Below are 22,159 nucleotides of genomic sequence, written 5' to 3'. Positions count from 1 at the left end.
CGTTGCCTTGTTCTTGCTTTTCTTGTTGTCATTCCCGAAGGGAATCTGCCGTTCGTCGCTTGCCACATTCCGTTGCGTGACCGTAATCTATGGGTTACACTTTAAGGGCTGGCGTAATCTAGCGGGATGCGACTCAAGGCGACGGAAGAATTCAAGAGTTGGCTGGCCTACCTTCGCGATCGCCAAGGGCGTCTCAGGATCATTTCCCGGCTGCTGCGGCTGCGTCTTGGCAATCCAGGACAAACGCGGGGCGTCGGGAACGGAATCGTTGAACTGAAGATTGATTTTGGCCCCGGCTACCGCGTGTACTACGTTCAACGCGGCGAAGTATTCATTCTCCTGTTATGCGGCGGCGACAAGAGTACGCAACCCAGGGATATCGAACGAGCGAAAGTGCTGGCCAGCCATCCGATGGTTATGGAGGAAAACGATGACTCTGAAGATTTCAAATTTTGACTTCGCCGACTACCTGACAGACGACGAAACCATCGCCGGATTCCTAACCGACGCTCTCGGAGAAGACGACCCGCGCTATCTCGCTACGGCTCTGGGCGCTATCGCCCGCGCCCGCGGCGGCATGACCGAACTATCCAAGAATACCGGCATTTCGCGCGAAGCCCTGTACCGTGCCCTCAGCGCCACCGGCAACCCGGAACTGGGTACGATTCTCAAAGTCATGCAAGCCCTCGGCATTCGGCTTACCGCCTCCATCGAAGCCAAGTCCAACGACAAACTAGACAAGTTGCTGGCTCAGGGCGATCCGAAGGCCGAGAAGACGCAAGACGATCGCGAGTGTCTCAGTCTGTTGCCCTAAACGGGACAGGGACGATGAGAGAGCGGATACGCAAGCCCTCGAAAGTGAACCTGCAACCCTAAAGTACTGAAGGCAAATCCGTTAGCGATCTAAAAAAAGAAAAAATCGCTTGCGTGTTATTTATCTCATTTGGCGCATAATCATTCTTGAGAAAAACCCCGACATTGAGGCTTACTCACCGCGACCCAAATCCAGCTGCAATAAGCGTACAAAAACCACGCTTAAGTGCGCAAAAACGTCGTATAGGTCCCTCAAAATAAAGGGCTTGAGAGGAAAGTACCCCCCTCCCCCCCTTGAGTTGATTTTGGGCAGACAATAACCGGCGAGCACTACTTACTTCGGCACATCACCCAACGGTACGTGCGCGTGACGGATCGATTTGCGATTCCAGGTGTAGGTAATTTCGAGACTGCCATCCGCGGTTTGAATGATCGCGGGATAAGAAAACTCGCCCGGTCCAGACTCAAGCACCGAGAACATCCGGAAGTGCTCGCCATCGTTGGAAACAGCCAGATTCAGCGGCGAACGACCATGCGGGGTGTCGTTGTAGATCAGCACAATACGCCCATCTTTGAGCGCAACTGCATCAATCCCGGAATTAGGATTTGGCACTTCGATCGGTCGAGGTTTCGTCCAGGTGCGGCCGTCATCCAGCGAGTCTGACACGCAAACGCGAGCGATCTGCTCCGTCGAACGCGCGTAGAACCGCAGACGATGTTTCCCCAGGGAAACAACCGAAGGCTGAATGATCCCGAAATGACCCCACAGATCCGATGCGGAAAGGTCCTTGTTCTCCGGCACCAGCGGCCCAATCTTCGCCCAGCTCTTGCCATCGTCCGTGCTGCGTTCGATCCAGGCAGCCCACGAGTGATACGACTCGACCGAGCTGCCACTGACGATCGTGCCATCGGCCAGCACCAGTGGCTTGGCGCGAATCGGCCCCAGCAGGCCCGCAGGCAGATGCTCAGCCTTCGACCATGTCATGCCTTCGTCGTCGCTGTACTTGCGGGCGCCAGTCCACTCGGATGGGCTAGGGCCGAACTTGTAGTAGAGCCACAGCCGCCCATCCTGTGTACGAAAGAGCACCGGATTCCAGCAGGCAATCTTCGGCTCACGCGCCAACTCGGATGGAGCAGACCAACCATGCGCGGTGTGCCGTGATGCCCAGATCGCCACGTCAGGCTTGCCCTCGCCGCTCCCGCCAAACCACGCGGCCATCAGATTGCCGCTCTTCAACTCGACAATGGTCGAGGCGTGGCTGGAAGCGAACGAAGTAGAACCGACCGGAAAGATCAGCTCGCTTTCGACTTTCGCAACAGCCAAAGGTGCGACAAGGCCTAGCATGAGTACGCAAGCGAATCGAAGCAAACCGGCAATCCTTTCCAATGAAGCCGAACTCGAATGATGCTGAACAGATTGTACGGTTCAGCCACTCGAAGTAACTTCCCTTTAGAAGACGTAAGTCTTCATGCACGCGCAGCAGACTAAAATCTGTCTCCTGCTATGCTCGAAGCATGTTCGACCCAGCCGCCGGAAGCGATACAGCACTTCTGTTCACAGAGCAGTTGCTGGTCTTTGCGACCGTGGTTGGATCGGTAGCGGCACTCCCTTCGTTTATTGAATTCATCTCCGGCGTGCGCAAACGCCGAGAGCGCATTGACCTTTCGCTCGAAGACGAAGCCGTCGACCAGCTTCATCCGCGCCTCGCCGGCATGGACAATCTGCTCGCCTCGATCGAAGACCTGGTGGATCGCGCGCGCTTCCCGCAGGCCTATCAGGAACTCAAGATCGGCAACGAAGTCCTGATTATCGGCCCCAGCCAAAGCGGCAAGAAGTCCCTTGCGCAAACCCTGGCGAAAGCAACAGGCATGGAGCGGCTGGTCACCGTCTACAACCCGCGCGACTCCGACGCGCTGGCCAAGGCGAAGAGTCTCGTCGGCGGCTACAAGCGCAAGAAGATCATGCTTCTACTGCCGCGCATCGATCTGGCCTACAAGTCCAGTGACCCGGAAGTGCTGACCGAGCTGGACGCTCTGATCGAAAGCACTTCCGAGCGCCAGAACGTATTAGTCGTCGCAACAGCAGTCAGCTTCGAACCGGACAGCGATCTCGACAATCTCTTCGGCATCAAGCTCGCTCTTCCAGGCGCAGAAGTCATCGGCGTCAACCGCCGCGCAGTCCCCGAAGAGACGCAGCCCGAAGTTCAGCAGATGATGGCCGAAGTCGCGCGCTTCTATCTCAAGGAAGCCGAACGGCGCGGCTTTCAGCTGGAAGGCATGACCGAGCAGGAGTTTTGTTCGCTGATCCTCGCGGAAGCGATGAATCCCGCGGAAATTGAAGACATCGTCGTCCTCTGCGAAACGTCGGCACTTTTCCGCCGCCGGACGAACAGGGCCAGCGAACTCATCTTCACCCGCGAGATTCTCGACACTTCGATTGCGCGCGTTGTCATCGGCTGAAGCGAAAATCGAAATCCGCGGAGTCTTATCCTGATTCCAGCATCTAATTAGGAGCAGATATCATTTCCCTGGAGTTGTCTCAATGTCGCTGTCTATCGAAGAAGTAAACAAGCTCAAGAAAGCCCCTGTAGAAGGCCTGGAACCGTTGCTCGCCGAGCGCTGGAGCCCGCGCGCTTTCAAGGAAACCCCAGTCAAGCCGGCCGACCTCAAGCTCATCCTCGAAGCAGCGCGCTGGACAGCATCTTCCAGCAACGTGCAGCCTTGGCGATTCATCGTCGGAGTCAAAGGCACTGAAGCCTACGACAAGATCTTCGCCACGCTCGTACCCTTCAATCAGAGCTGGGCCGGCAAGGCGGGAGTCCTCCTGCTCGGCTTCGCAGAGACGTCCAACAGCAAGGGCGAGCCGAATGCTTACGCGCTCTACGACCTGGGCCAAGCCGCTGCCACACTTGTCGCCCAGGCCTCCGCGCTTGGACTGCACTCGCATTCCATGGGCGGATTCGATCATGAGGCCGCTGCGAAGACGTTCGGCCTGACTCAGGGCTATGCTCTCGGAGCGGTCATTGCGATCGGATACCAGGACGCTCCGTCGGCAATCACCAACGAGCAGACACTCCAGCGCGAGATCGCTCCGCGCGAGCGCAAGCCGCTCAGCGAGATAGCTCTCACCGCTCTCGGCACTCCTTTCGAAGCTTAATCCGACTTGCAGCTTGAAACGATGCCTCCAGCGCTCACGTTAGAGTGAAAGCTGGAGGCATTCTTGGCTGGACGACAAAACATCGCCCCCGGACGATCTCGGCAGTCTGGACGGTCTGGGAGGCCACCGAGCCGCCTTCACAGGCCGCACTCACGACAACCGGCGCGTAGAAAACGCCTGCCTCTGCCTCTGCGCATCGTCCTTGCCTGCGTTGGGCTCGTCATCGCGGCAGTGACATGGGCGATCACCGCGCGAGCTTTCGCGCCAAGAGCCAATTCCATCCGCTCCACATTCGATGCAATCATCGTTCTCGGCACGCCAGCGGACACGGATGGCAATCCGACGCCGGAGTTGCAAGACCGAATCACCGAAGCAGTGCGCGAATACGAGCACGGAGTTGCGCCGCATCTCATTGTCAGCGGTGCGGCAGCGCACAACCGCTTCGTTGAAGCAGAGGTGATGGCGCGGGTGGCACAGGCACAGGGCGTTCCAGCATCCGTCATCTATCAGGACGCGCGGGCGATGGATACGATCCAGAATGCCTGCTACTCGTCAAAAATCATGCAGGAGCATCATTGGAGCTCGGCCGAAGTGATCAGCAGCGCTCCACATCTACCGCGAGCGGCGATGATTTTCGCAAATCTGCCAGGACGGAAACTGCAGTGGCGCATGCATGCCGCTCCGGACAATCTCACGCCGGGTTATTACAGCAACGGCGCCGAGCTGATGGAAATTCTCAAGACGACGCGTTACCTGTTCTGGTCGCGATGGGTCGAGCGCTGCTCATGAATTCAAGTAACGCGGAATTCGTAGGCTGATTGGACACCCAAACGCTATCCAGTGCGGTCTAATCAGCAATACTCGCCCGGCGCGTTTGTTCCATGCCAGCCCAGCCATTTACCATTCAGGAGTGATGCGTCTTTTGAACTCAGCAACTCGTACTCTGATCGTCGCCGCAACTGCAGTTGTCTTTGCCGGCTCTCTCTTCGCTCAAGCTCCCACGCCGGCTCCTGACCAGGCACAAACTCCCGCACAGCGTCCGCCCCAGTCGCAGCCGATCAACGGGTCTTATATCTCGTCCGATCCACTGGCAGGGGTCCGGTATGACAATCGCTGGGATCTGTCCGTGGGCGCGGCTTACGCCCACATCCATGCGGGCCCGAACATCCGCGAAGGCGCCAACCTCGGCGGTCTTGATGTTTCCGGCAGCTACTGGCTTCGGAAGCGCTGGGGCGTCGAAGGCAGCGGCCGCGCCTATTTGGGAACAAGTGGTACGACACCCTCGGCAGCAGGAGCTCCCTACAACGAGAGCGGCGTCTTTGTTTCGCAGTACCTGTTCCTCGCAGGACCCGAGTATCTCGGACCGCACAACAAGCATGGAGCGATTATCCTGCACGCGCTGGTCGGAGGCGCTTATGGCGACTTCAACAAGGAGCTTGGCCGCGGCGGCTCGACCACCGGCCCGACTGGCGTGGCCGGTTTTTACGACAACCAGGTCTCGCTCGGCGGAGCCTTTGGTGGCCACATCGACCTGAACCGCTCTCCGCGCTGGGTCTTCCGCATAACCCCGGATGCGCTGTTGACCGGCTATGACGGCACGAGCAAGTATTCTCACACGCAGTGGAACTTCGGCATTTCGGTCGGCGCCGAGTACAAGTTCAAGAAGAAGCGGTAGAAGAACAGGGATCAGGGAATAGGGATCAGGGAACAGTTTCCCTGGTCCCTTTCTATTTCTCCCGAACGTTGTGCTGGTGGCGGACGCTGGGTGCCAGATACTCCGGGCCGGCGGGATCGATGACGCATTCGGCGATGATTCTGTCGATTTCTGCCATTGCCGATGGGTCCAACTTCCAACCGAAAACTCCCGCTACAGGGTCCAGTTGCGCGGGACGCTTCGCGCCCCACAAGGCTACGCTCACTCCGGGCTGATCGAGCACCCAGCGCACAGCGAACTCAAGGATGCTTTTTCCGTAGTGCTGTTGTGCGAAGGCGGTAAGACGCTCGACGGCCTGCATGTATTGCGAAAATCGTGGTTGCTGGAACTTCGGGTCAACGCTGCGAATGTCGCTCGCCGGGAAGGTCGTATCGCGTGTGAGCCGCCCTCCGAGGAGGCTTCGGCAGAGCGAGCTATAGGTCAGGACGGAGACCTCATTCGTCGCACACCACGGCAGGATCTCGGCATCGATCTCGCGCTCGAAAAGGTTGTAGGGCGGCTGGTTGCTGGCCAGCGACGTGACGGATCGAAATTCTTCCATCTGCGCAACGCTGAAGTTGCTGCAGCCGAGTGCGCCGACCTTACCCTCGCGGACGAACTCGGCTAGTATGGAAGCGGTTTCAGCGACAGGCACCAGCGTATCGGGCCAATGGACCTGATAGAGGTCGATGAAGTCAGTGCCGAGACGCCGCAGGCTGTCTTCCAATTCACGCCGCAGCCGGGGCCCTGTGGAGTTGGCATAGACTCCGGGACGCTGTTGCCCGGCATCCCAGTCGAGACCTGCCTTGGTGGCGATATAGAAGGCATCGCGTTGCCCATGTTCGCGGATCGCCTTACCGATCTGCTCTTCGGCTCGGCCACGGCCGTAAATGGGCGCGGTGTCGATGAGGTTGATGCCGCGCTCGATGGCGTTTAGCAGCGTTGCAACTGCTTCCTCGTCCGAAATGGCGCCCCAGTCCAGCCCGCCAAGAGCCCAGGTCCCCAGGCCAATCCGGGAGACGGTCTTGCCGGCAATGCGAGTCAATTCCATTTCAGGCATCTCCCGCTTGTATCACCGTGATGCTGCTTGGGGCAGCTGCCATGCCACTACCGCCTCTTCTGCTTGTCAGGACAGGAAAGGCCACCTGTGGAGGTGGCCCTTGCTGAAGAGAGAACGATAGGAGGAATCAGCCGTGAGGACAAAACTAGACCAGTTCGTAACCGGCAAACCAGTAGCCGATTTCGAATGCCGCCGTCTCCGGAGCGTCCGAACCGTGGATCGCGTTCTCTTCGATCGAGCCAGCGAACTTCTTGCGGATGGTGCCTTCTTCGGCGTTGGCCGGGTTGGTGGCTCCCATCAGCTTGCGCAGATCGGCAATGGCGTTCTCTTTTTCCAGAACCAGCAGCACGATCGGTCCCGAGGACATGAAGGTGGTCAGCGAGTCAAAGAACGGGCGCGCGCTGTGGACGGCGTAAAAACCCTCGGCCTGGGGCTTGGAGATCGACTGCTTCTTGATGGAGACGATCTGGAATCCTGCTTTTTCGATTTCGGCCAGGATAGCTGCCGTGTAGCCCTTGCGAACTGCGTCCGGCTTGATGATGCTGAAAGTACGTTGCGACACTGGTAGTGCTCCTTGCGTCAAATTGCGTTTCCTCTCCATTGTAATTGGCGCGCAGGGCTTGTGTTAGGAGCATGCCCGTATCTGCTAGAGTCTTGAGCATGGTTCCCGCTTTTCCCGCGAATTCGTCCATTTCCAGCTACCGCCTTTCCCTCTGTTTACGATCCTTGTCGATGCTTCTTGCCGGAGCTTCGATGTCGGTGGCTTCCTATGGACAGGCTGCCCAGCCTCCCGTTACCGCAACTCCTCCTGTCGAGGAACTCCGCGTCTTTGACCCGTCGCTGATCGACACGACGGTGGACGCCTGCGAAAACTTCTACCGCTTCTCCTGCAATGGCTGGCTGAAGCGTAACCCGCTGCCGCCCGATCAGACTTCGTACGGGCGCTTCAGCGAGCTGTATGAGCTGAATCGCAAGCACTTGCGGGGCATTCTGGAAGCGGCAGAAAAGCCGTCTGAAACGCGTTCAGCCAACGAGCAGAAGATCGGTGACGAATACGCCAGCTGCATGGATGTCGCAACGATCAATGAGAAGGGAATCAAGCCCCTGCAGCCCGAGCTGGACCGAATCGCGGCACTAAAGAGCAAGTCTGAGTTGCCGGCGCTGCTGGCGCACCTGCACTCCATCGGTGTGAGCGCCTTTTTCGGCATGGGATCGAATTCGGATTTTGCGGATTCCACCGCAGTCATCCCCTTTTATTACGCGAGCGGCCTGGGCTTGCCGGAGCGCGACTACTACACCAGGACCGACGCGAAGTCCGTTGAGCAGCGGCAGCAGTATGTAGCCCACGTGCAGAAGATGTTCGAACTGGCAGGAGAGCCGACTTTACAGGCAAGTAAAGACGCGCAGACGGTGATGGAAATTGAAACTACGCTGGCCAAAGCTTCGCTTACCGTAACAGAGCAGCGCGACCCGCAGAACCTGAACCACCCCACAACTGTGGCGGCGTTGGATAAGGAACTGAGCCACTTTTCGCTGGCCGCCTACGTTGCGGCGGACCGCAGTCCGGCCTCGAGCAAGATCAATGACACTGAGCCGAAGTTCTTTGACGCTTTTAATAAAATGCTCGCCGATACGCCGCTTGACAAGATTCGCGCCTACCTGCGCTGGCACCTGATTACGGCCTTCTCGGGTACGAGCCTGCCAGAGAGCTTCGAACACGAAAGCTGGAACTTTTATGCCCACATTCTTGGCGGCGCGGATGAAGAACAGGCACGCTGGAAGCGCTGCACGAGCCGTGTGGACCGCGAGATCGGCGAGGCGCTTGGCGAGGTGTATGTCGCGCATTATTTCCCTCCGGCAGAGAAACAGCGCACGCTGGAGATGACTCTCGCGATCGAGCAGGCCATGGGAAAAGACATCGACAGCCTGGACTGGATGAGCCCCGCAACCAAGGTGCAGGCGAAGGAAAAGCTGCACGGCGTAATGAACAAGATTGGCTATCCGGACAAGTGGCGCGATTACACCTCGCTGGCGATTGTGCGCGGGGACGCGCTGGGGAACCAGATCCGGACCAGCGAGTTCGAGCATGCCCGTGACCTGGCCAAGATCGGCAAGCCCGTCGACAAAGGTGAGTGGGGCATGACCCCGCCCACCGTGAATGCCTATTACGACGGTCAGCAGAACAATGTGAACTTTCCCGCCGGGTATCTGCAACCGCCTTTCTTCAGCGGCAAGGAAGACGATGCGGCCAACTACGGTGACATGGGCTCGACCATCGGCCACGAGCTCACGCATGGCTTCGACGATGAAGGCCGCCAGTTCGACGCTACGGGCAATCTCAGGGATTGGTGGACCAAGGACGATGAGCTCAAGTTCACTGAGCGCGCTGACTGCATGGTGAAGCAGTATGACGCAATCGAGTCCGTTCCCGGAGTTCACCTCAATGGCAAGCTGACGCTCGGCGAGAACCTTGCCGATCTCGGCGGTCTCTGGCTGGCCTGGCTGGCATGGCTTGAAAAAGCTCACGAGGCACATCTCGACCTGGAGGCGAAGACGGAAGGGTATACGCCGGAGCAGCGGTTCTGGATTGCCTATGCGCAGCAATGGTGCACGCAGACGCGTCCCGAGTCTCTTCGCGCCGCTGCGCTGACCGACCCGCACGCTCCGGACGAGTACCGCGCCAACGCCATCTTGCAGGACCTACCGGAATTCGCGAAGAGCTTCTCCTGCAAAGCTCCGCAGAAGATGGTCAGCGCCAAGCCCTGTCGCGTCTGGTAGCTTCGCGAGTCAGGGTCGGCACATCCATTTCATGGTGCGAGGGGACGCATGGATCGACGATCATTCATCGGCGGTGTAGGAGCGGCTGGTCTTGCCAACTCGCTTGGAGTTACCGCATCCGCCAAGGCGCTTGCGCAGGCGGCAATGCCCGGGAAGTATGAGATAGCTGCGTACTACTTCGGCAACTACCACGTTGACCCGCGCAACGAGCGCGCCCATGGGCCAGGATGGACCGAGTGGAATCTGGTGAAGTCCGCGACGCCGCGTTTCCCCGGGCATCAGCAACCGAAGGTTCCTCTGTGGGGATATCGCGACGAGTCCGATCCGGCGGTTTTCGCGGAGAAGATCGATGCGGCTGCCGATCATGGCCTCGATGCTTTCATCTTCGACTGGTATTGGTACAACGATGGACCGTTTCTCGAACACGCACTGGAAAAAGGCTTTCTGCAGTCAGAGAACAGAAAGCGAATGAAGTTCGCTCTGATGTGGGCCAATCACAACTGGGTGGATATTCATCCAGCCAAGCTGACCGCCCCTCCGCCACTGCAATTTCCCGGCGCAGTAACCGCAGAAACATTCCGGCGCATCACCGACTACTGCATCGAGAAGTACTTCTCGCAGCCCAATTACTGGCTCGTCGATGGATGCCCATACTTCTCCATCTACGAGCTCATGCGCTTCGTCGAAGGCATGGGCGGACGCGCTGCTGCAGCGAAGGAGATTGCAGGCTTTCGCGAGCGGGTCAAGAGCGCCGGCTTTCCCGATCTGCATTTCAACGCCATCTTATGGGGCGAGCAGTTACTGCCCGAGCAGACGCAAATCACTGATCTCAAGCCGTTGCTGCAGGAGCTCGGCATCGACAGCATCGGCTCTTACGTTTGGATCCATCACACGCAGTTCCGCAGCTTCCCGACCGTCAGTTATGACGACATCGCCACGCAATATGAGCAATACCGCGCTAAAGCCGCTGCCAATGCAGGCAAGCCATACTTCCCCAATGTCACGGTAGGATGGGATTCGTCTCCGCGCGCTTGCCAGACAGACACCTTCATCCAGCATGGCTATCCGTTCACAGCAGTCATCGAAGGCAATACGCCAGAGAAGTTCGGCAAGTATCTCGAATCCGCGAAAGCTTTTATGGACGCGTCAGGAAATCGCAACAAGATACTCACGGTCAATTCATGGAACGAGTGGACAGAAGGCAGTTATCTAGAGCCGGATACAGAGCATCGGCTTGGCTATCTTGAGCAGATCGCCAGAGTGTTCGGGCGCAAGTCGGGATAATGGAATGACTGTTAAGCAGACAAAGAAGAAGCCCACCATAGCGGTGGACTTCTTCCTGGTTAAAGAATAACTATCTGCCGATAACCTCAGCCAGCTTAGCACCGATATCTGCAGGCGAAACGACAACATGAATGCCCGCGTCAGTCATTGCCTTCATCTTCTCGGCAGCAGTGCCTTGTCCGCCGGAGATGATCGCGCCGGCATGGCCCATACGGCGTCCCGGCGGTGCTGTCTGCCCGGCGATGAAACCGACGACTGGCTTCTTCACGTGCGCCTTGACGTAAGCGGCAGCAGCTTCTTCCGCCGCGCCGCCGATTTCGCCGATCATGATGATGGCCTCGGTGTCGGGATCTTCATTGAGCAGCTTCAACGCGTCGATGTGCGTGGTGCCGATGATCGGATCGCCACCAATACCGATAGCGGTCGATTGCCCAATGCCGCGCTGCGTGAGCTGATGCACAGCCTCATACGTCAGCGTGCCTGACTTCGAAACGATGCCAATCGATCCTTCAAGATGAATGCGTGCCGGCATGATGCCGATCTTCGCCTTGCCGGGCGAGATGACGCCGGGGCAGTTCGGCCCGATGAGCCGCGACTTCGATCCCTTGATCTTCGCCCAGACCTTCACCATGTCCAACGTAGGAATCCCTTCGGTGATAGCGACGATCAGCGGCAGACCCGCATCCTCAGCTTCGAGAATGGCGTCCGCAGCAAACGGCGGCGGCACAAAGATCACAGTCGCGTTCGCTCCTGTCTTTTCAACGGCCTCCGCGACGGTGTTAAAAACCGGCCAGCCCTCGTGCGTGGTTCCGCCCTTGCCGGGAGTGACGCCGCCGACCACGACTGTGCCATACTCAGCAGCGCCCTTGGCGTGAAAAGTACCTTCTTTACCGGTAATTCCCTGAACGATCAGGCGCGTATTCTTATCAACCAGAACAGCCATAAAACAGCTCCTAGCTTCTAGCTTCTAGCCTTTAGCTTTTAAAGATTGGAGGAGTGCGCCAAGCATCTTGGACGTCTCTATACATAAAGACTCCGCCTTGCCCAGCATCACTTCGTTTCCCATTCTTAATTGCTTTGCCACCAGAAGTTGGGTTTGTACTTCGTATGTTGAACCTTGTGCGATGCTCAGAAACTGCCTGAACTCGCCTTCAGTAACTCTTCCTCGGCCCTCTGCGATGTTGCTGGCTACGGAAACACTGGCGCGACGCAGTTGCGAGGTCAATCCGTACTGCTCTTCTTTCGGAAATCCCCTTGTTAGCTCGTAGACGCAAACCGTCATCTGCATTGAGCGCTGCCAAACGGTTAGATCTTGAAAAGACTGAGACATGCTGGTTCTCCGAGCACATGCCATCTTAGCTAGCAGCTAGAGGCTAGAAGCTGAAAGCTAGCCTTTCGCAGCGGCTACGACTAAGTCCGCAGCTTCCTTCATCGTTGCGCCCACCTGAAAATTCAAGCCGGAGTCCTTCAAAATCTGACGGCCTTCTTCAACGTTGGTGCCTTCGAGCCGCAGCACGATCGGCACAGTCACCTTGAGATTGCGCGCCGCAGCAACCACGCCCGTCGCCAAGCGATCCACGCGCAGAATGCCGCCAAAGATGTTGATGAAGATAGCCTTCACATTCTTGTCGGAAAGCAGAATCTCGAACGCATGTTCGATCTGCTCCTGCGTAGCGCCGCCGCCTACATCGAGGAAGTTCGCCGGGCTGCCGCCCGCGTACTGGATGATGTCCATTGTCGCCATTGCCAGACCCGCGCCGTTGACCATGCAGGCAATCGAGCCATCGAGCTTGATGTAGTTCAGCGCGTACTTGCTCGCTTCTACTTCGAGAGGATCTTCCTCAGCCACATCGCGCAGCGCCTTGATCTCCGGGTGGCGGAAGAGTGCGTTGTCATCGAAGGTCATCTTTGCGTCGAGGGCGAACAGCTTGTCATCCTTGGTCGTGATGAAGGGATTGATCTCGAGCAGCGAGGCATCGGTATCAACGAAAGCCTTGTACAGCGCCTGGAAGAAAGCCACAGCCTGGTTGACCATCGTCGGCTTGAGGTCGAGCGCGAAAGCGATCTTGCGGCCCTGATAAGCGGCGAGGCCAATGACCGGATCAATCTCTTCCTTATAGATCGCGTCCGGGTCCTTGGCGGCAACTTCTTCAATCTCCATGCCGCCAGCCTTCGACGCCATGAAGACCACCTTGCCCGAAGCGCGGTCAAGCACGAGACCAAGATAAAGTTCACGCTCGATGGCAGCCGTCTCTTCGATCAGCAGCCGCTGAACCTTTTGCCCGGCAGGACCAGTCTGGTGCGTCACAAGCTGCATGCCAAGAATCGCCTTGGCCGCCGCTTCAGCATCCACCAGCGTCTTCACCACCTTGACGCCGCCACCCTTGCCGCGGCCTCCGGCATGAATCTGCGCCTTCACCACCACACCTGAAGCACCGTTCGCCAGCAGGGTTCGCGCCGCTTCCGCGGCCTCCGGCAGCAGATTCGCCACCTCGCCCCTGGGCACGGGCACACCGTACTTCGCCAGGATCGTCTTTGCTTGGTACTCGTGAATTTTCAATTTGGGCTCTCTAATTCGAGGAGTGCTTTGGATTTCATGGCTGCCGTGCGAGAGATACTGCGGAACGCACGGGCCGCCGTCGTAGGACTCAAATAGTATCGGACGCGGCAAACAAGGGGCAAACCTGCAGAGCGCCCCCGCCCCGCCCAGTACCATATAGAAGGAAAAAGGAGTTTTCGTTGCCTAATACGGAGTTGTCCAATACGGATTCGATTGTGAAGCAACTGCTCAAGCCGGTCGCCGAAGACGGCGCCGCGCTCAGCCGTCCTGAGGCGCGCGCCGCGCTGGTGGCCATCCTCGACGGCTACGCCACCGAGATTGAGACCGGATCGCTGCTGACCGCCCTCGCTACCCGCGGTGAACTCGCCCCCGAACTGGCTGGCTTTGTCGAGGAAATGCGCGCCCGCGCTACGCCCATTCCGCTGTCCGAAGAAGAGCGCGATGAACTCGTGGACACCTGCGGCACCGGCGGCGGTGGACCTGCGACCTTCAATATCTCGACTGGCGCCGCCCTCGTTGCAGCAGCGGCGGGAGCCAAGGTGGCTAAGCACGGCAACCGCGCCGTCACTTCCCGCTGCGGTTCAGCTGATGTGCTCGAATCGCTCGGTGTGCCGATTACTCTGCAACCCGATCTTGCCGCCGAATGCCTGCGCGAGACCGGATTCGTCTTCCTGCTGGCTACCATGCTGCACCCGGCTATGAAAGCTGTCGCTCCGCTGCGCCGGGCGCTCGGCTTCCGGACGATCTTCAATCTCTGCGGCCCGCTGACCAACCCCGCAGGAGCGCGCGCGCAGGTGATCGGAGTGCTTGCGCCGAGCCGCGCTCTGCTCGTTGCCCGTACGCTGATCGAGTTGCAGACCACCCGCCGCGCCTTCGTCGTCCATGGTCTCGACGGGCTGGACGAGCTGACCCTCACCGGGGAATCGATCGTGGTTCGCGTGGAACCAGCAGCAGAACCGACGATCAAGGCTGCCCGCATCGTTCCGGAAATGGCCGGCGTCTCCCGCGCCACGCTCGAAGAACTGTCCGGAGGCGATGCGGACGAAAATGCCGCGATCCTCTACGACGTCATCACCGGAATCCCCGGCCCGCGCCGCGAGATCGTCCTGCTCAACGCCGCGGCGGCGCTGGTAGCCTGCGGCATTGCCGGCGATCTGAAGGAAGGCGTTGCTCGCGGAGCAGAAGCCATTGACTCCGGCGAGGCCGCCGTCACACTGCAGAAACTGCGCCTCTTCCAGCAGAAATGGGCCTCGGCATAGCGAGGATTTCCCACCACTCTTGCCGCTTGTCCTTTCGCGTTGAAGAATTGACCTACCGCAGCTATGCTGGCTGCGGGGGAAATCCAGTCGCATGGCCGCAGAACAGATTGCCCAGATCGCTCAAACAGGTCGCTCCATCTTCATCAGTTATCGCCGGGCCGACGCCGAGGGCGAGGCCGGCCGCCTGTTCGATGACCTGGTCCGCGCCTATGGCGACGAAAGCGTTTTTATGGATGTCGCGGGCATTCAGCCGGGCGTGGACTTTCGAACCGCGATCGACTCGAATGTCTCCGGCTGTGGCGTTCTGCTGGCGGTGATCGGCCCGCTCTGGGCAACGGCGACAGGGTCCGATGGTACACGACGGCTCGACAATCCAGATGACTTTGTCCGTCTCGAAATTGCAACTGCACTCAAGCGCGGCACGCCTGTCATTCCCGTCCTTGTGCATCAGGCGCACATGCCGGCGCTTGACCTGCTCCCGGAAGATTTGAAGGAACTGCGCTATCGCAACAGCGTGGAGCTGACCCACGCGCGGTGGAACTCGGATGTGGCGCTGCTGGTTGCTGCGCTGAAGAGTTATGTGGCCAGCGTCCAGCCCCACGCCAGCGAACCAGTTCACGCAACGGTATCGGTTCAACTGCCAGCGCCGCAGCCCGGGCCTGCCCCGGTCGCGCGAAAGTCGAAGCTTCCGCTTGCGGTGGGACTCGGTGTGGCGGCCATCCTCGTCATTGCGGCGGCCGTCTTCTTTTTCATGCGCAGCAATGCGCCCGCGCAGTCCGCAACTGTGAGTCCGGCACCCGTACTGACGCCTGCAGCAGCTTCTACTCCTGCTCCAGAGCCGGCTTCGCCTAAGCCGGTCCCGCCCCAAACGTTAGCACCTCAGCCCAGCCCAGCCACACAACTAGCGGGTTCGTCGCCACTGCTTGGCAAATGGCGAGCGCTCAAGAACAGTGGGCAGGACTATCCCGCGCAGCTGGAGATTTCCAGTATTGGGGGAGAGCTGGTCGTGCAGACGATGGGGAATTGCCCGGACAAACCCGACGGGCTTTGCCTGTGGGGAGATCGCAAGGCGACGGTGAGTGGCGGCTCCGCGACAGCCGCTAAGTGGTCGCCGCGCAACACGCAATGGGAAAAGGACCATGAGCGGCAGGTGTCGCTGGTCATTGAACCCACGGCGTCCGGCCTGCAGGTGACGGTCCATAATCAGTGGCGTGAACCGAACGGCTCAGCCCGGGAAAGCTTCGTCCCAGTGCAATTTACGAAGATTCCCTAAACTCAGGTGTGCGCCTGGCTGGAACCGGTACCTTGCGAAGACTTCTGCAGTGCGTTCACCCACTGTGAGTTTTCCTGTGAAATGATGGCTTCGATCCGTTCGGCGAGCGCGGCGCGAGGGTCGGCAACAGTGGAGTACGGTCCGGCTTTTGCCAGGTAGAGGTACTTCTCGTGCTTGAGCGCCTCTGCCGTGGCGCGGTATTGCGACCAGTTCTCCTGGTACTGGTTCAGGTGCAGGACACCCTCGAGAATGGTGATCAGCACCCCCAGCCCGCCGATCACGTACGTCACGCCGGGCCAGGTATGACCGGTCAGAAACGGGATCACCGCGGCGGCGATGATTTCCGTAACCTTGATGCGCTTGAAGGCACTCCGCGCGGCGCGACTCTTCTGGCTGTACCAGGTGAGCTGTTCCGTCAGGCGCTGGTAAATCGGGTCGCTTGCGCCATTCGCATCGGTCGGGTCGGGAGCTTGCAGTGCTGGGTTCGTAGCCATATCCGCTGGAAGCCATTGTAGCCCGAGGCTGCAAATTCAACCGGCCTGCTGGCATTCCAGGGCCAGTGCGGGCATCGTCCCGGTACAATGGGGAGCGAGACAAGTTCAGGAAATACGAGAAAACACTCAGGAATGACCTCCACATCGATCCAGTCCCGACCGCGCGTATTGAGCGGCATGCGGCCCACCGGCAAGCTCCACCTCGGCAACTACATGGGCGCGCTGGCCAACTGGGTCAACCTCCAGCAGGACTACGATTGCTATTTCTTCATCGCCGACTGGCACGCGCTTACCACCGATTACGCGGACACATCGAATGTGGTGGACAATATCCACGAAGTGGCGCTGGACTGGCTGGGCGCAGGGCTGGACCCTGAGCAATGCGTGCTATTCCTGCAGAGCAAGGTGCTGGACCATGCGAAACTGCACCTGCTCTTCAGCATGATCACGCCGATCAGCTGGCTTGAGCGCGTGCCGACTTATAAGGAGCAGCAGGAAAATCTCCTCGGCAAGGACCTCTCGACCTACGGCTTTCTCGGCTATCCGCTGCTACAGGCGGCAGATATCCTCCTTTACCAACCGCGGTTTGTCCCCGTCGGGCAGGACCAAGTCGTCCACGTCGAACTGACCCGCGAGATCGCCCGTCGCTTCAACCAGTTCTACAAGCTCAACGGCGAAGAAGTCCTGCCGGAGCCGAAGGTGCTGCTCACCCCATCACCGAAGCTGCCCGGCACCGACGGTCGCAAGATGTCCAAGAGCTACGGCAACACCATCCAGCTCACCGACACCGAAGCCGAAGTCCGCCAGAAACTGAAGACCATGGTCACCGACCCGGCCCGCGTTCGCCGCACCGACCCGGGCGACCCGGACAAGTGCCCCGTCGGCGATCTGCACAAGGTTTTTTCCACGCCGGAGAAACTGGCCGAGGTTTATTTGGGCTGCCGCACCGCTGGCATCGGCTGCATTCAATGCAAGGGCTGGGCTGCCGATTCGCTCGTCCAGATCCTCGCTCCCATCCAGGAGCGCCGTTCGCAATTCACCGCATCGCAGGCCATGGAAATCATCGACGCCGGATCCATTCGCGCCCAGCAACGCGCCGCCGAGACCATGCGTCAAGTAGACGAAGCCATGCACATGCCCGTTCGCTAAGAACCATTTTCCCAGGAAGACAAAGCTACTTTGACCGATCAACCAAACGATTCCACAACCCGTTCCGACGCTCAACCGGAAGCCATCGAGGGCAAAGGTGCGCCGGTGCTCGTGCTCACGCCGAAGCCAGTCGCCCCCGTTAAGTTCGACCCGATGCATCCGCCTGCGGAGAAGCACGCACCCAAAAAGAAACAGGAAGATGACGCCCAGGCCTTCCCCTTCTCCGTCACCGTTAGCGAAGTCTACGACGGCCCGATGGACCTCCTGCTCGATCTGATCCGCAAGCAGGACATTGACATCTACGACATCCCGATTGCGCGCATCACGGCGCAGTTCCTCGGCTACGTTGAAAAGCTCAAGTCGACCGACGTGGACGTGGCTGGCGAGTTCATCTACATGGCGTCGCTGCTTATCCACATCAAGAGCAAGATGCTGCTGCCGCGCATCCCCACGGGCCCCGAAGACGCCGTCGAAGATCCCCGCCGCGAGCTCGTCGAGCGCCTGCTCGAACACGAGCGTTTCAAGAACGCCGCGCAGATGCTCCAGCAGAAGCAGCTTCTCGAAGCCGCTTCCTGGACCAACCCCGGCATGAAGGAATTCAAGGATGACGCCGCCACCGAGCCTGAAATCGCCGCCGACACCGGCGACCTGGCCCGTGTCTTCGCCAGCATCCTCGAACGCCTGCGCACCCGTCCTGTTCTCAACGTAGAAGAAGATTCCGTCACTGTAGGCCAGATGATCCAGTTTCTCGGCCGCCGCCTGACCATGGAAGACCGCCCCGTCTCGCTGCACCGCCTGCTCGGCAATACCAAGTCCCAGCGCGCCCTCGTGGCTATGTTCCTCGCGCTACTGGAGTTGGTCCGCCTGCAGGCCATCCTGCTCAACCAGGACCGCAACTTCAGCGAGATCTTCATCAAGAAGCACACGGAGTTCGAGTCGGTGATCAACGAAATCTCTACCCGCGCGCAGGACGACTGGCGGTAGACTTAGGTTCTAATGAAAGTTATAATGAGGCTGCGAGGCAGTTCTCATGGCTACTACGCTCAAAATCACGACAGTCGGCAATTCCGCAGGCATTGTCCTTCCTAAGGAAGTTCTGAATCATCTGAACGTCGCTAAGGGAGACACAATCACATTGTCAGAAACTCCGTACGGCTTCAACATGACCGCCTACGACGAGACATTCATGCGCAAGATGGAAGCCGCTGAGCGAGTCATGCGCAAATATAAGGACGCCTTGCGCAAACTGGCAGAGTAATGGACGAGCCCATCTGGATGGACACGACCGATGCCCTGATCTTCCATGACATGGGGCTCTCGGCTCACGGCGGTAGCCCGGGTATCCGAGACACAGGGATGCTTGAGTCTGCGCTTGACCGTCCGCGTAATTTGTGGGTCTACGAAGAAGCGCCGCCGTCGCTCACAAGGCTCGCTGCAGCCTATGCGTTTGCCATCTCTTCGAATCATCCATTTGTCGACGGGAACAAACGAACAGCACTGGTTGTTTCATTCGCATTTCTCGAGACGAACGGAATTGAAGTAACCGCAAACCAAGAGGATGCTTACCTGACCATCCTCGGATTGGCTGCAGGTCAGATCAGCGAACAGCAACTGACAATCTGGTTCGACAGCAACACGGCTCCTCTGGTTCGATAGAGTCGTAGTCGCTCGCAAGCACCTTCTATCCTATTCATAAGAAATTCATAATCTAAAGTACCCCCAATTCACACTCCGTCAATCATCCCCCTGTTAGCTTGCGAGAGTTAGTCTCCTGGGGGATAAGTTCATGGCAACTCTGGCAACGCCGGCAGCAGGACAGTCTCTGCTTGATAAGAAAATGAAAAAGGGTCCGGGAGTCGTAGGCGGAATCATCTTCGCCGCGATCCTCCTTGGCGGCCTGGCCTATTGCGGCTTCAACATCATGCATGACATGGGCAACGTAAGGCTGGTCAGCATGTGGCCCTATGTGCTTCTGGCCACGGCTCTGCTGATCGCGCTCGGCTTCGAGTTCGTCAACGGCTTCCACGACACAGCCAACGCTGTCGCGACCGTCATTTACACGCACTCCCTCGAACCGCACGTAGCCGTAGTCTGGTCCGGCATGTGGAACCTGATCGGCGTGCTTACCTCGAGCGGCGCGGTCGCCTACTCGGTCATCACGCTCCTGCCGGTCGAACTCATCCTGCAGGTCAGCTCCGGCGCCGGATTCGCCATGGTTTTCGCGCTGCTGATTGCCGCCATTCTGTGGAATCTGGCCACCTGGGCACTCGGTCTGCCCGCCTCCAGCTCGCACACCATGGTCGGCTCGATCATCGGCGTCGGCATCGCCAACCAACTCATGAGCGGCCACAGCGGGACCGCCGGCGTTGACTGGGAACAGGTCACCAAGGTCTTCCGAGTCCTGCTCATCTCACCTCTCGTCGGCTTCGGCGTTGCCTTCCTGCTGATGCTGGTGACCAAGGCGCTCCTCAAGAAGAACTATCCGCCGCTCTTCCAGGCTCCCAAGGGCGACGAACCACCACCGTTCCTGATTCGCGCCCTATTGGTACTCACCTGCACCGGCGTCAGCTTCGGCCACGGCTCCAATGACGGACAGAAGGGCATGGGCCTGATCATGCTCATCCTCATCGGAACCGTCCCCACCGCCTACGCGCTCAACCATGCGGTCGGCACGCAGGACGTGATCGGCTTCGTCGCCGTCTCTGACCAGGTCGCCGGCATCCTCAGCAACCACGCCGATAAGAATGCGCTCATGGGCGATCCACGCGCCGACGTGACCGATTTTCTCAAGACCAAGCAGTTCACGCCCACCACCACCATCGCTCTGCGTGAGCTGGTTGAAGACCTGAGCCATGAAGTCGGCGCCTACAAGGAATTGAAGGCCGTTCCGCCCAAGGATCAGCAGAACGTCCGCAACGACATGTATGTCACCTCCGCCGCGCTCACCATCATGAACAAGAAGAAGGTGATCGCATTCAGCGACCAGGAAACCGCGATCCTGAAGGACTATCAGGTACGCCTCGACAAGTCGACTAAGTTCATCCCGCTCTGGGTCAAGATCGCCGTTGCCCTCGCGCTCGGCATGGGCACCATGGTCGGCTGGAAGCGCATCGTCGTCACCGTGGGCGAGAAGATCGGCAAGGACCACCTCACCTACGCGCAGGGTGCCTCGGCGGAACTGGTGGCTATGGGCACCATCATCGCCGCTGACCAGTTCGGTATGCCGGTCAGCACGACGCATGTGCTCAGCTCCGGCATCGCCGGAACCATGGTCGCGAACGGCAGCGGATTGCAGTGGTCCACGCTGCGCTCCATCGCCATGGCCTGGGTCTGCACCCTGCCCGCGGCGGCTCTGCTGTCGGCCGGTCTGTTCTGGGTCTTCCGCCAGTTCGCATAGACTCCAGCATCGGTAAACTCAGCGGGCGTCCGGATTTCCGGACGCCCGTACTGTTTTAGCCTGCATATTCAGGATTAAGCTGGGAGCAGACGGCAGGCGCACCCAGCTTCCGGTACCATACCTAAGGTGCGTATTTAACAAAATGAGTCTGAAAGCTAAGCTGGAAGCCGTAATTTATGCTGCCGAGGAGCCCGTAACCCTCGCGCAGTTCGTCGCGTTGTTTGCCGAAGAAGCCCTCGAACTCAAAGCCGAGCGCGAGGCTGAAGCCGCAGCGCTCGTCCCCGCTCCGCAGCCGACCCTCGAACTGGTGGACCTGCCTGAGTCAGCCGAGATCAGCGAAATTGTCGAGACTGAAGAGCCTGTGACGCCCGCAGACCTTATTCCCGGCGAGTTCGGCGAAGACTTAAACGTCGAAGCCTTGAATGCCGAGGTTCTGGATCCCGAATCGCAGGAATCTCACGAAGTCCAGCCAGAAGCAGCGCCGGAGGCCACCGCTGAGACGGCGAGCCCCGAGCCGGCAGAAGATATCGATCCCGAGCTCGAAGCCAAGCGCCAGCAGCGCGCCAAGGACCGCGAAGTCCGCGAGATCCTGCGCAGTGTACTCGATGAGCTGATCGCCGAGTACGCCGCTGACAGCCGCGGCATCGAGATTCGCGAGATCGCGGGCGGCTTCCGCATGGGCACCAAGCCGGAGATTCACGACGCTGTCCGGGCCTTCGTCAAGAGCCTGAAGCCGGCGCTGAAGCTCTCCCTGCCCGCGCTCGAAACATTGGCCGTCATCGCTTACAAGCAGCCAGTGACCGCCCCCGAAGTAGGGGAGATTCGCGGTGTGGACTCAGGCGGTGTACTCGGGTCGCTCATTAGCCGCAAGCTGATCGCGACAGCAGGGCGCAAGCAGGTCATTGGCCGTCCCATGCTGTACAAGACGACCAAGGAGTTTCTGCTCCGTTTTGGATTAAAGGATTTGAATGAGCTGCCGTCGATGGAAGAGTTCGAAAAGATGGCAGCGCTGGAGTTGAGCGAGGGCGAGGAATCGGAAGCCGAGAACCAGAGCGGCGATTTGTTTGCCGCCCCCGCCTCTGAGCCAGCATCAGAAGAAAAAGCACTGGAAGAAGAAGGGCCGGAAGAGCCGGCCGCGGAAGCACCAGAAGTATCCACACCTACCGCAGAGCCCTCGCAAGAGGCAGCGGAAGCACAAGCGCCCGTCGAGAGACAGGACGCAGAAGAGATTGAGGCATAACA

General features: G+C 59.1%; 23 protein-coding genes. 16 read left to right on the top strand and 7 right to left on the bottom strand.

The genetic code is table 11. The annotated features are described in order from the left end of the window. Positions 1-126 precede the first annotated feature (126 nt). The gene (locus AC5S27_RS21870; RefSeq protein WP_493936680.1) at positions 127-456 is read left to right on the top strand and encodes a type II toxin-antitoxin system RelE/ParE family toxin; all 330 of its coding nucleotides are present in this window, start codon (positions 127-129) and stop codon (positions 454-456) included. Continuing rightward, positions 431-814, top strand: coding sequence for an addiction module antidote protein (locus AC5S27_RS21865; protein WP_493936679.1), 384 nt, complete (start codon positions 431-433; stop codon positions 812-814). Before AC5S27_RS21870 ends, AC5S27_RS21865 begins: the two co-directional genes overlap by 26 nt. A gap of 333 nt (positions 815-1,147) precedes the next feature. On the opposite strand, the gene AC5S27_RS21860 is transcribed toward AC5S27_RS21865, so the two are convergent. Next, positions 1,148-2,182: a sialidase family protein gene (locus tag AC5S27_RS21860; RefSeq protein WP_493936678.1), complete on the bottom strand. Its 1,035-nt coding sequence runs from the start codon at positions 2,180-2,182 to the stop codon at positions 1,148-1,150. Positions 2,183-2,328: 146 nt separating this feature from the next. On the opposite strand from AC5S27_RS21860, the gene AC5S27_RS21855 reads away from it, so the two are divergent. The 4 genes from AC5S27_RS21855 to AC5S27_RS21840 all read left to right on the top strand — a co-directional run bounded on the left by AC5S27_RS21855 (position 2,329) and on the right by AC5S27_RS21840 (position 5,645). Continuing rightward, a complete protein-coding gene (locus AC5S27_RS21855; protein WP_493936677.1) occupies positions 2,329-3,273 on the top strand; it encodes a P-loop NTPase family protein in 945 nt (314 codons plus the stop codon). Between the two features lie 82 nt (positions 3,274-3,355). After that, positions 3,356-3,970: a nitroreductase family protein gene (locus AC5S27_RS21850; protein ID WP_493936676.1), complete on the top strand. Its 615-nt coding sequence runs from the start codon at positions 3,356-3,358 to the stop codon at positions 3,968-3,970. 63 nt (positions 3,971-4,033) lie between these two features. Then, entirely contained in the window at positions 4,034-4,759 is a 726-nt protein-coding gene (locus tag AC5S27_RS21845) for a YdcF family protein (protein ID WP_493936675.1), read from the top strand. Between the two features lie 133 nt (positions 4,760-4,892). After that, positions 4,893-5,645, top strand: a complete 753-nt coding sequence (locus tag AC5S27_RS21840; RefSeq protein ID WP_493936674.1) for a hypothetical protein — start codon at positions 4,893-4,895, stop codon at positions 5,643-5,645. A gap of 52 nt (positions 5,646-5,697) precedes the next feature. Here the strand turns inward: AC5S27_RS21840 and AC5S27_RS21835 are convergent, their stop codons facing one another. Both AC5S27_RS21835 and ndk read right to left on the bottom strand, forming a co-directional pair. Further along, positions 5,698-6,714, bottom strand: a complete 1,017-nt coding sequence (locus tag AC5S27_RS21835; RefSeq protein WP_493936673.1) for an aldo/keto reductase — start codon at positions 6,712-6,714, stop codon at positions 5,698-5,700. 154 nt (positions 6,715-6,868) lie between these two features. Further along, positions 6,869-7,285, bottom strand: coding sequence for a nucleoside-diphosphate kinase (gene ndk, locus AC5S27_RS21830; RefSeq protein WP_493936672.1), 417 nt, complete (start codon positions 7,283-7,285; stop codon positions 6,869-6,871). Positions 7,286-7,476: 191 nt separating this feature from the next. On the opposite strand from ndk, the gene AC5S27_RS21825 reads away from it, so the two are divergent. Both AC5S27_RS21825 and AC5S27_RS21820 read left to right on the top strand, forming a co-directional pair. Next, on the top strand, positions 7,477-9,501 hold the full coding sequence (locus tag AC5S27_RS21825) for a M13 family metallopeptidase (RefSeq protein WP_493936671.1): 2,025 nt from the start codon (positions 7,477-7,479) through the stop codon (positions 9,499-9,501). Between the two features lie 48 nt (positions 9,502-9,549). Beyond that, positions 9,550-10,785: a glycosyltransferase WbsX family protein gene (locus AC5S27_RS21820; RefSeq protein ID WP_493936670.1), complete on the top strand. Its 1,236-nt coding sequence runs from the start codon at positions 9,550-9,552 to the stop codon at positions 10,783-10,785. Between the two features lie 70 nt (positions 10,786-10,855). On the opposite strand, the gene sucD is transcribed toward AC5S27_RS21820, so the two are convergent. The 3 genes from sucD to sucC are packed head-to-tail and all read right to left on the bottom strand — an operon-like array spanning position 10,856 to position 13,345. Continuing rightward, on the bottom strand, positions 10,856-11,728 hold the full coding sequence (gene sucD, locus AC5S27_RS21815; protein ID WP_493936669.1) for a succinate--CoA ligase subunit alpha: 873 nt from the start codon (positions 11,726-11,728) through the stop codon (positions 10,856-10,858). Between the two features lie 24 nt (positions 11,729-11,752). Then, complete coding sequence (locus AC5S27_RS21810) at positions 11,753-12,115, bottom strand: four helix bundle protein (RefSeq protein WP_493936668.1); 363 nt, start codon at positions 12,113-12,115, stop codon at positions 11,753-11,755. A 57-nt stretch (positions 12,116-12,172) separates the two neighbouring features. Then, on the bottom strand, positions 12,173-13,345 hold the full coding sequence (sucC, locus tag AC5S27_RS21805) for an ADP-forming succinate--CoA ligase subunit beta (RefSeq protein WP_493936667.1): 1,173 nt from the start codon (positions 13,343-13,345) through the stop codon (positions 12,173-12,175). Positions 13,346-13,524: 179 nt separating this feature from the next. Here sucC and trpD point away from each other — a divergent pair, with 179 nt between their 5' ends. Together trpD and AC5S27_RS21795 are read left to right on the top strand one after the other, a co-directional pair. Further along, positions 13,525-14,604 carry an anthranilate phosphoribosyltransferase gene (gene trpD / locus AC5S27_RS21800; RefSeq protein WP_493936666.1) on the top strand — a complete coding sequence of 360 codons (1,080 nt, stop codon included), beginning with the start codon at positions 13,525-13,527 and terminating at the stop codon, positions 14,602-14,604. A 91-nt stretch (positions 14,605-14,695) separates the two neighbouring features. Then, a complete protein-coding gene (locus AC5S27_RS21795; protein WP_493936665.1) occupies positions 14,696-15,877 on the top strand; it encodes a toll/interleukin-1 receptor domain-containing protein in 1,182 nt (393 codons plus the stop codon). 2 nt (positions 15,878-15,879) lie between these two features. Here AC5S27_RS21795 and AC5S27_RS21790 read toward each other — a convergent pair whose 3' ends face one another. Further along, positions 15,880-16,371: a DUF4231 domain-containing protein gene (locus AC5S27_RS21790; RefSeq protein ID WP_493936664.1), complete on the bottom strand. Its 492-nt coding sequence runs from the start codon at positions 16,369-16,371 to the stop codon at positions 15,880-15,882. A 132-nt stretch (positions 16,372-16,503) separates the two neighbouring features. On the opposite strand from AC5S27_RS21790, the gene trpS reads away from it, so the two are divergent. The 6 genes from trpS to scpB all read left to right on the top strand — a co-directional run bounded on the left by trpS (position 16,504) and on the right by scpB (position 22,157). Beyond that, positions 16,504-17,520 (top strand): tryptophan--tRNA ligase, encoded by a 1,017-nt coding sequence (trpS, locus tag AC5S27_RS21785; RefSeq protein ID WP_493936663.1) that lies wholly within the window; start codon positions 16,504-16,506, stop codon positions 17,518-17,520. A gap of 30 nt (positions 17,521-17,550) precedes the next feature. Continuing rightward, a complete protein-coding gene (locus tag AC5S27_RS21780) occupies positions 17,551-18,504 on the top strand; it encodes a segregation and condensation protein A (protein ID WP_493936662.1) in 954 nt (317 codons plus the stop codon). A 46-nt stretch (positions 18,505-18,550) separates the two neighbouring features. Next, positions 18,551-18,778: an AbrB/MazE/SpoVT family DNA-binding domain-containing protein gene (locus tag AC5S27_RS21775; protein WP_493936661.1), complete on the top strand. Its 228-nt coding sequence runs from the start codon at positions 18,551-18,553 to the stop codon at positions 18,776-18,778. Beyond that, complete coding sequence (locus tag AC5S27_RS21770; protein WP_493936660.1) at positions 18,778-19,176, top strand: type II toxin-antitoxin system death-on-curing family toxin; 399 nt, start codon at positions 18,778-18,780, stop codon at positions 19,174-19,176. Before AC5S27_RS21775 ends, AC5S27_RS21770 begins: the two co-directional genes overlap by 1 nt. A 130-nt stretch (positions 19,177-19,306) precedes the next feature. Further along, a complete protein-coding gene (locus AC5S27_RS21765) occupies positions 19,307-20,917 on the top strand; it encodes an inorganic phosphate transporter (protein WP_493936659.1) in 1,611 nt (536 codons plus the stop codon). Positions 20,918-21,059: 142 nt separating this feature from the next. After that, positions 21,060-22,157 (top strand): SMC-Scp complex subunit ScpB, encoded by a 1,098-nt coding sequence (gene scpB / locus AC5S27_RS21760; RefSeq protein WP_493936658.1) that lies wholly within the window; start codon positions 21,060-21,062, stop codon positions 22,155-22,157. Positions 22,158-22,159: the final 2 nt, after the last annotated feature.

The sequence above is a fragment of the Acidicapsa borealis genome (assembly GCF_059115245.1).
The sequence above is the reverse complement of the archived record's forward strand: the minus strand, read 5'-3'. Positions and strand labels throughout refer to the sequence as shown.

Coding starts and splice junctions, on each gene's coding strand:
- AC5S27_RS21870 (WP_493936680.1), top strand. CDS start 127: ATGCGACTCAAGGCGACGGAAGAATTCAAGAGTTGGCTGGCCTACCTT.
- AC5S27_RS21865 (WP_493936679.1), top strand. CDS start 431: ATGACTCTGAAGATTTCAAATTTTGACTTCGCCGACTACCTGACAGAC.
- AC5S27_RS21855 (WP_493936677.1), top strand. CDS start 2,329: ATGTTCGACCCAGCCGCCGGAAGCGATACAGCACTTCTGTTCACAGAG.
- AC5S27_RS21850 (WP_493936676.1), top strand. CDS start 3,356: ATGTCGCTGTCTATCGAAGAAGTAAACAAGCTCAAGAAAGCCCCTGTA.
- AC5S27_RS21835 (WP_493936673.1), bottom strand. CDS start 6,714: ATGGAATTGACTCGCATTGCCGGCAAGACCGTCTCCCGGATTGGCCTG.
- AC5S27_RS21825 (WP_493936671.1), top strand. CDS start 7,477: ATGTCGGTGGCTTCCTATGGACAGGCTGCCCAGCCTCCCGTTACCGCA.
- AC5S27_RS21820 (WP_493936670.1), top strand. CDS start 9,550: ATGGATCGACGATCATTCATCGGCGGTGTAGGAGCGGCTGGTCTTGCC.
- sucD (WP_493936669.1), bottom strand. CDS start 11,728: ATGGCTGTTCTGGTTGATAAGAATACGCGCCTGATCGTTCAGGGAATT.
- AC5S27_RS21810 (WP_493936668.1), bottom strand. CDS start 12,115: ATGTCTCAGTCTTTTCAAGATCTAACCGTTTGGCAGCGCTCAATGCAG.
- AC5S27_RS21795 (WP_493936665.1), top strand. CDS start 14,696: ATGGCCGCAGAACAGATTGCCCAGATCGCTCAAACAGGTCGCTCCATC.
- AC5S27_RS21790 (WP_493936664.1), bottom strand. CDS start 16,371: ATGGCTACGAACCCAGCACTGCAAGCTCCCGACCCGACCGATGCGAAT.
- trpS (WP_493936663.1), top strand. CDS start 16,504: ATGACCTCCACATCGATCCAGTCCCGACCGCGCGTATTGAGCGGCATG.
- AC5S27_RS21775 (WP_493936661.1), top strand. CDS start 18,551: ATGGCTACTACGCTCAAAATCACGACAGTCGGCAATTCCGCAGGCATT.
- AC5S27_RS21770 (WP_493936660.1), top strand. CDS start 18,778: ATGGACGAGCCCATCTGGATGGACACGACCGATGCCCTGATCTTCCAT.
- AC5S27_RS21765 (WP_493936659.1), top strand. CDS start 19,307: ATGGCAACTCTGGCAACGCCGGCAGCAGGACAGTCTCTGCTTGATAAG.
- scpB (WP_493936658.1), top strand. CDS start 21,060: ATGAGTCTGAAAGCTAAGCTGGAAGCCGTAATTTATGCTGCCGAGGAG.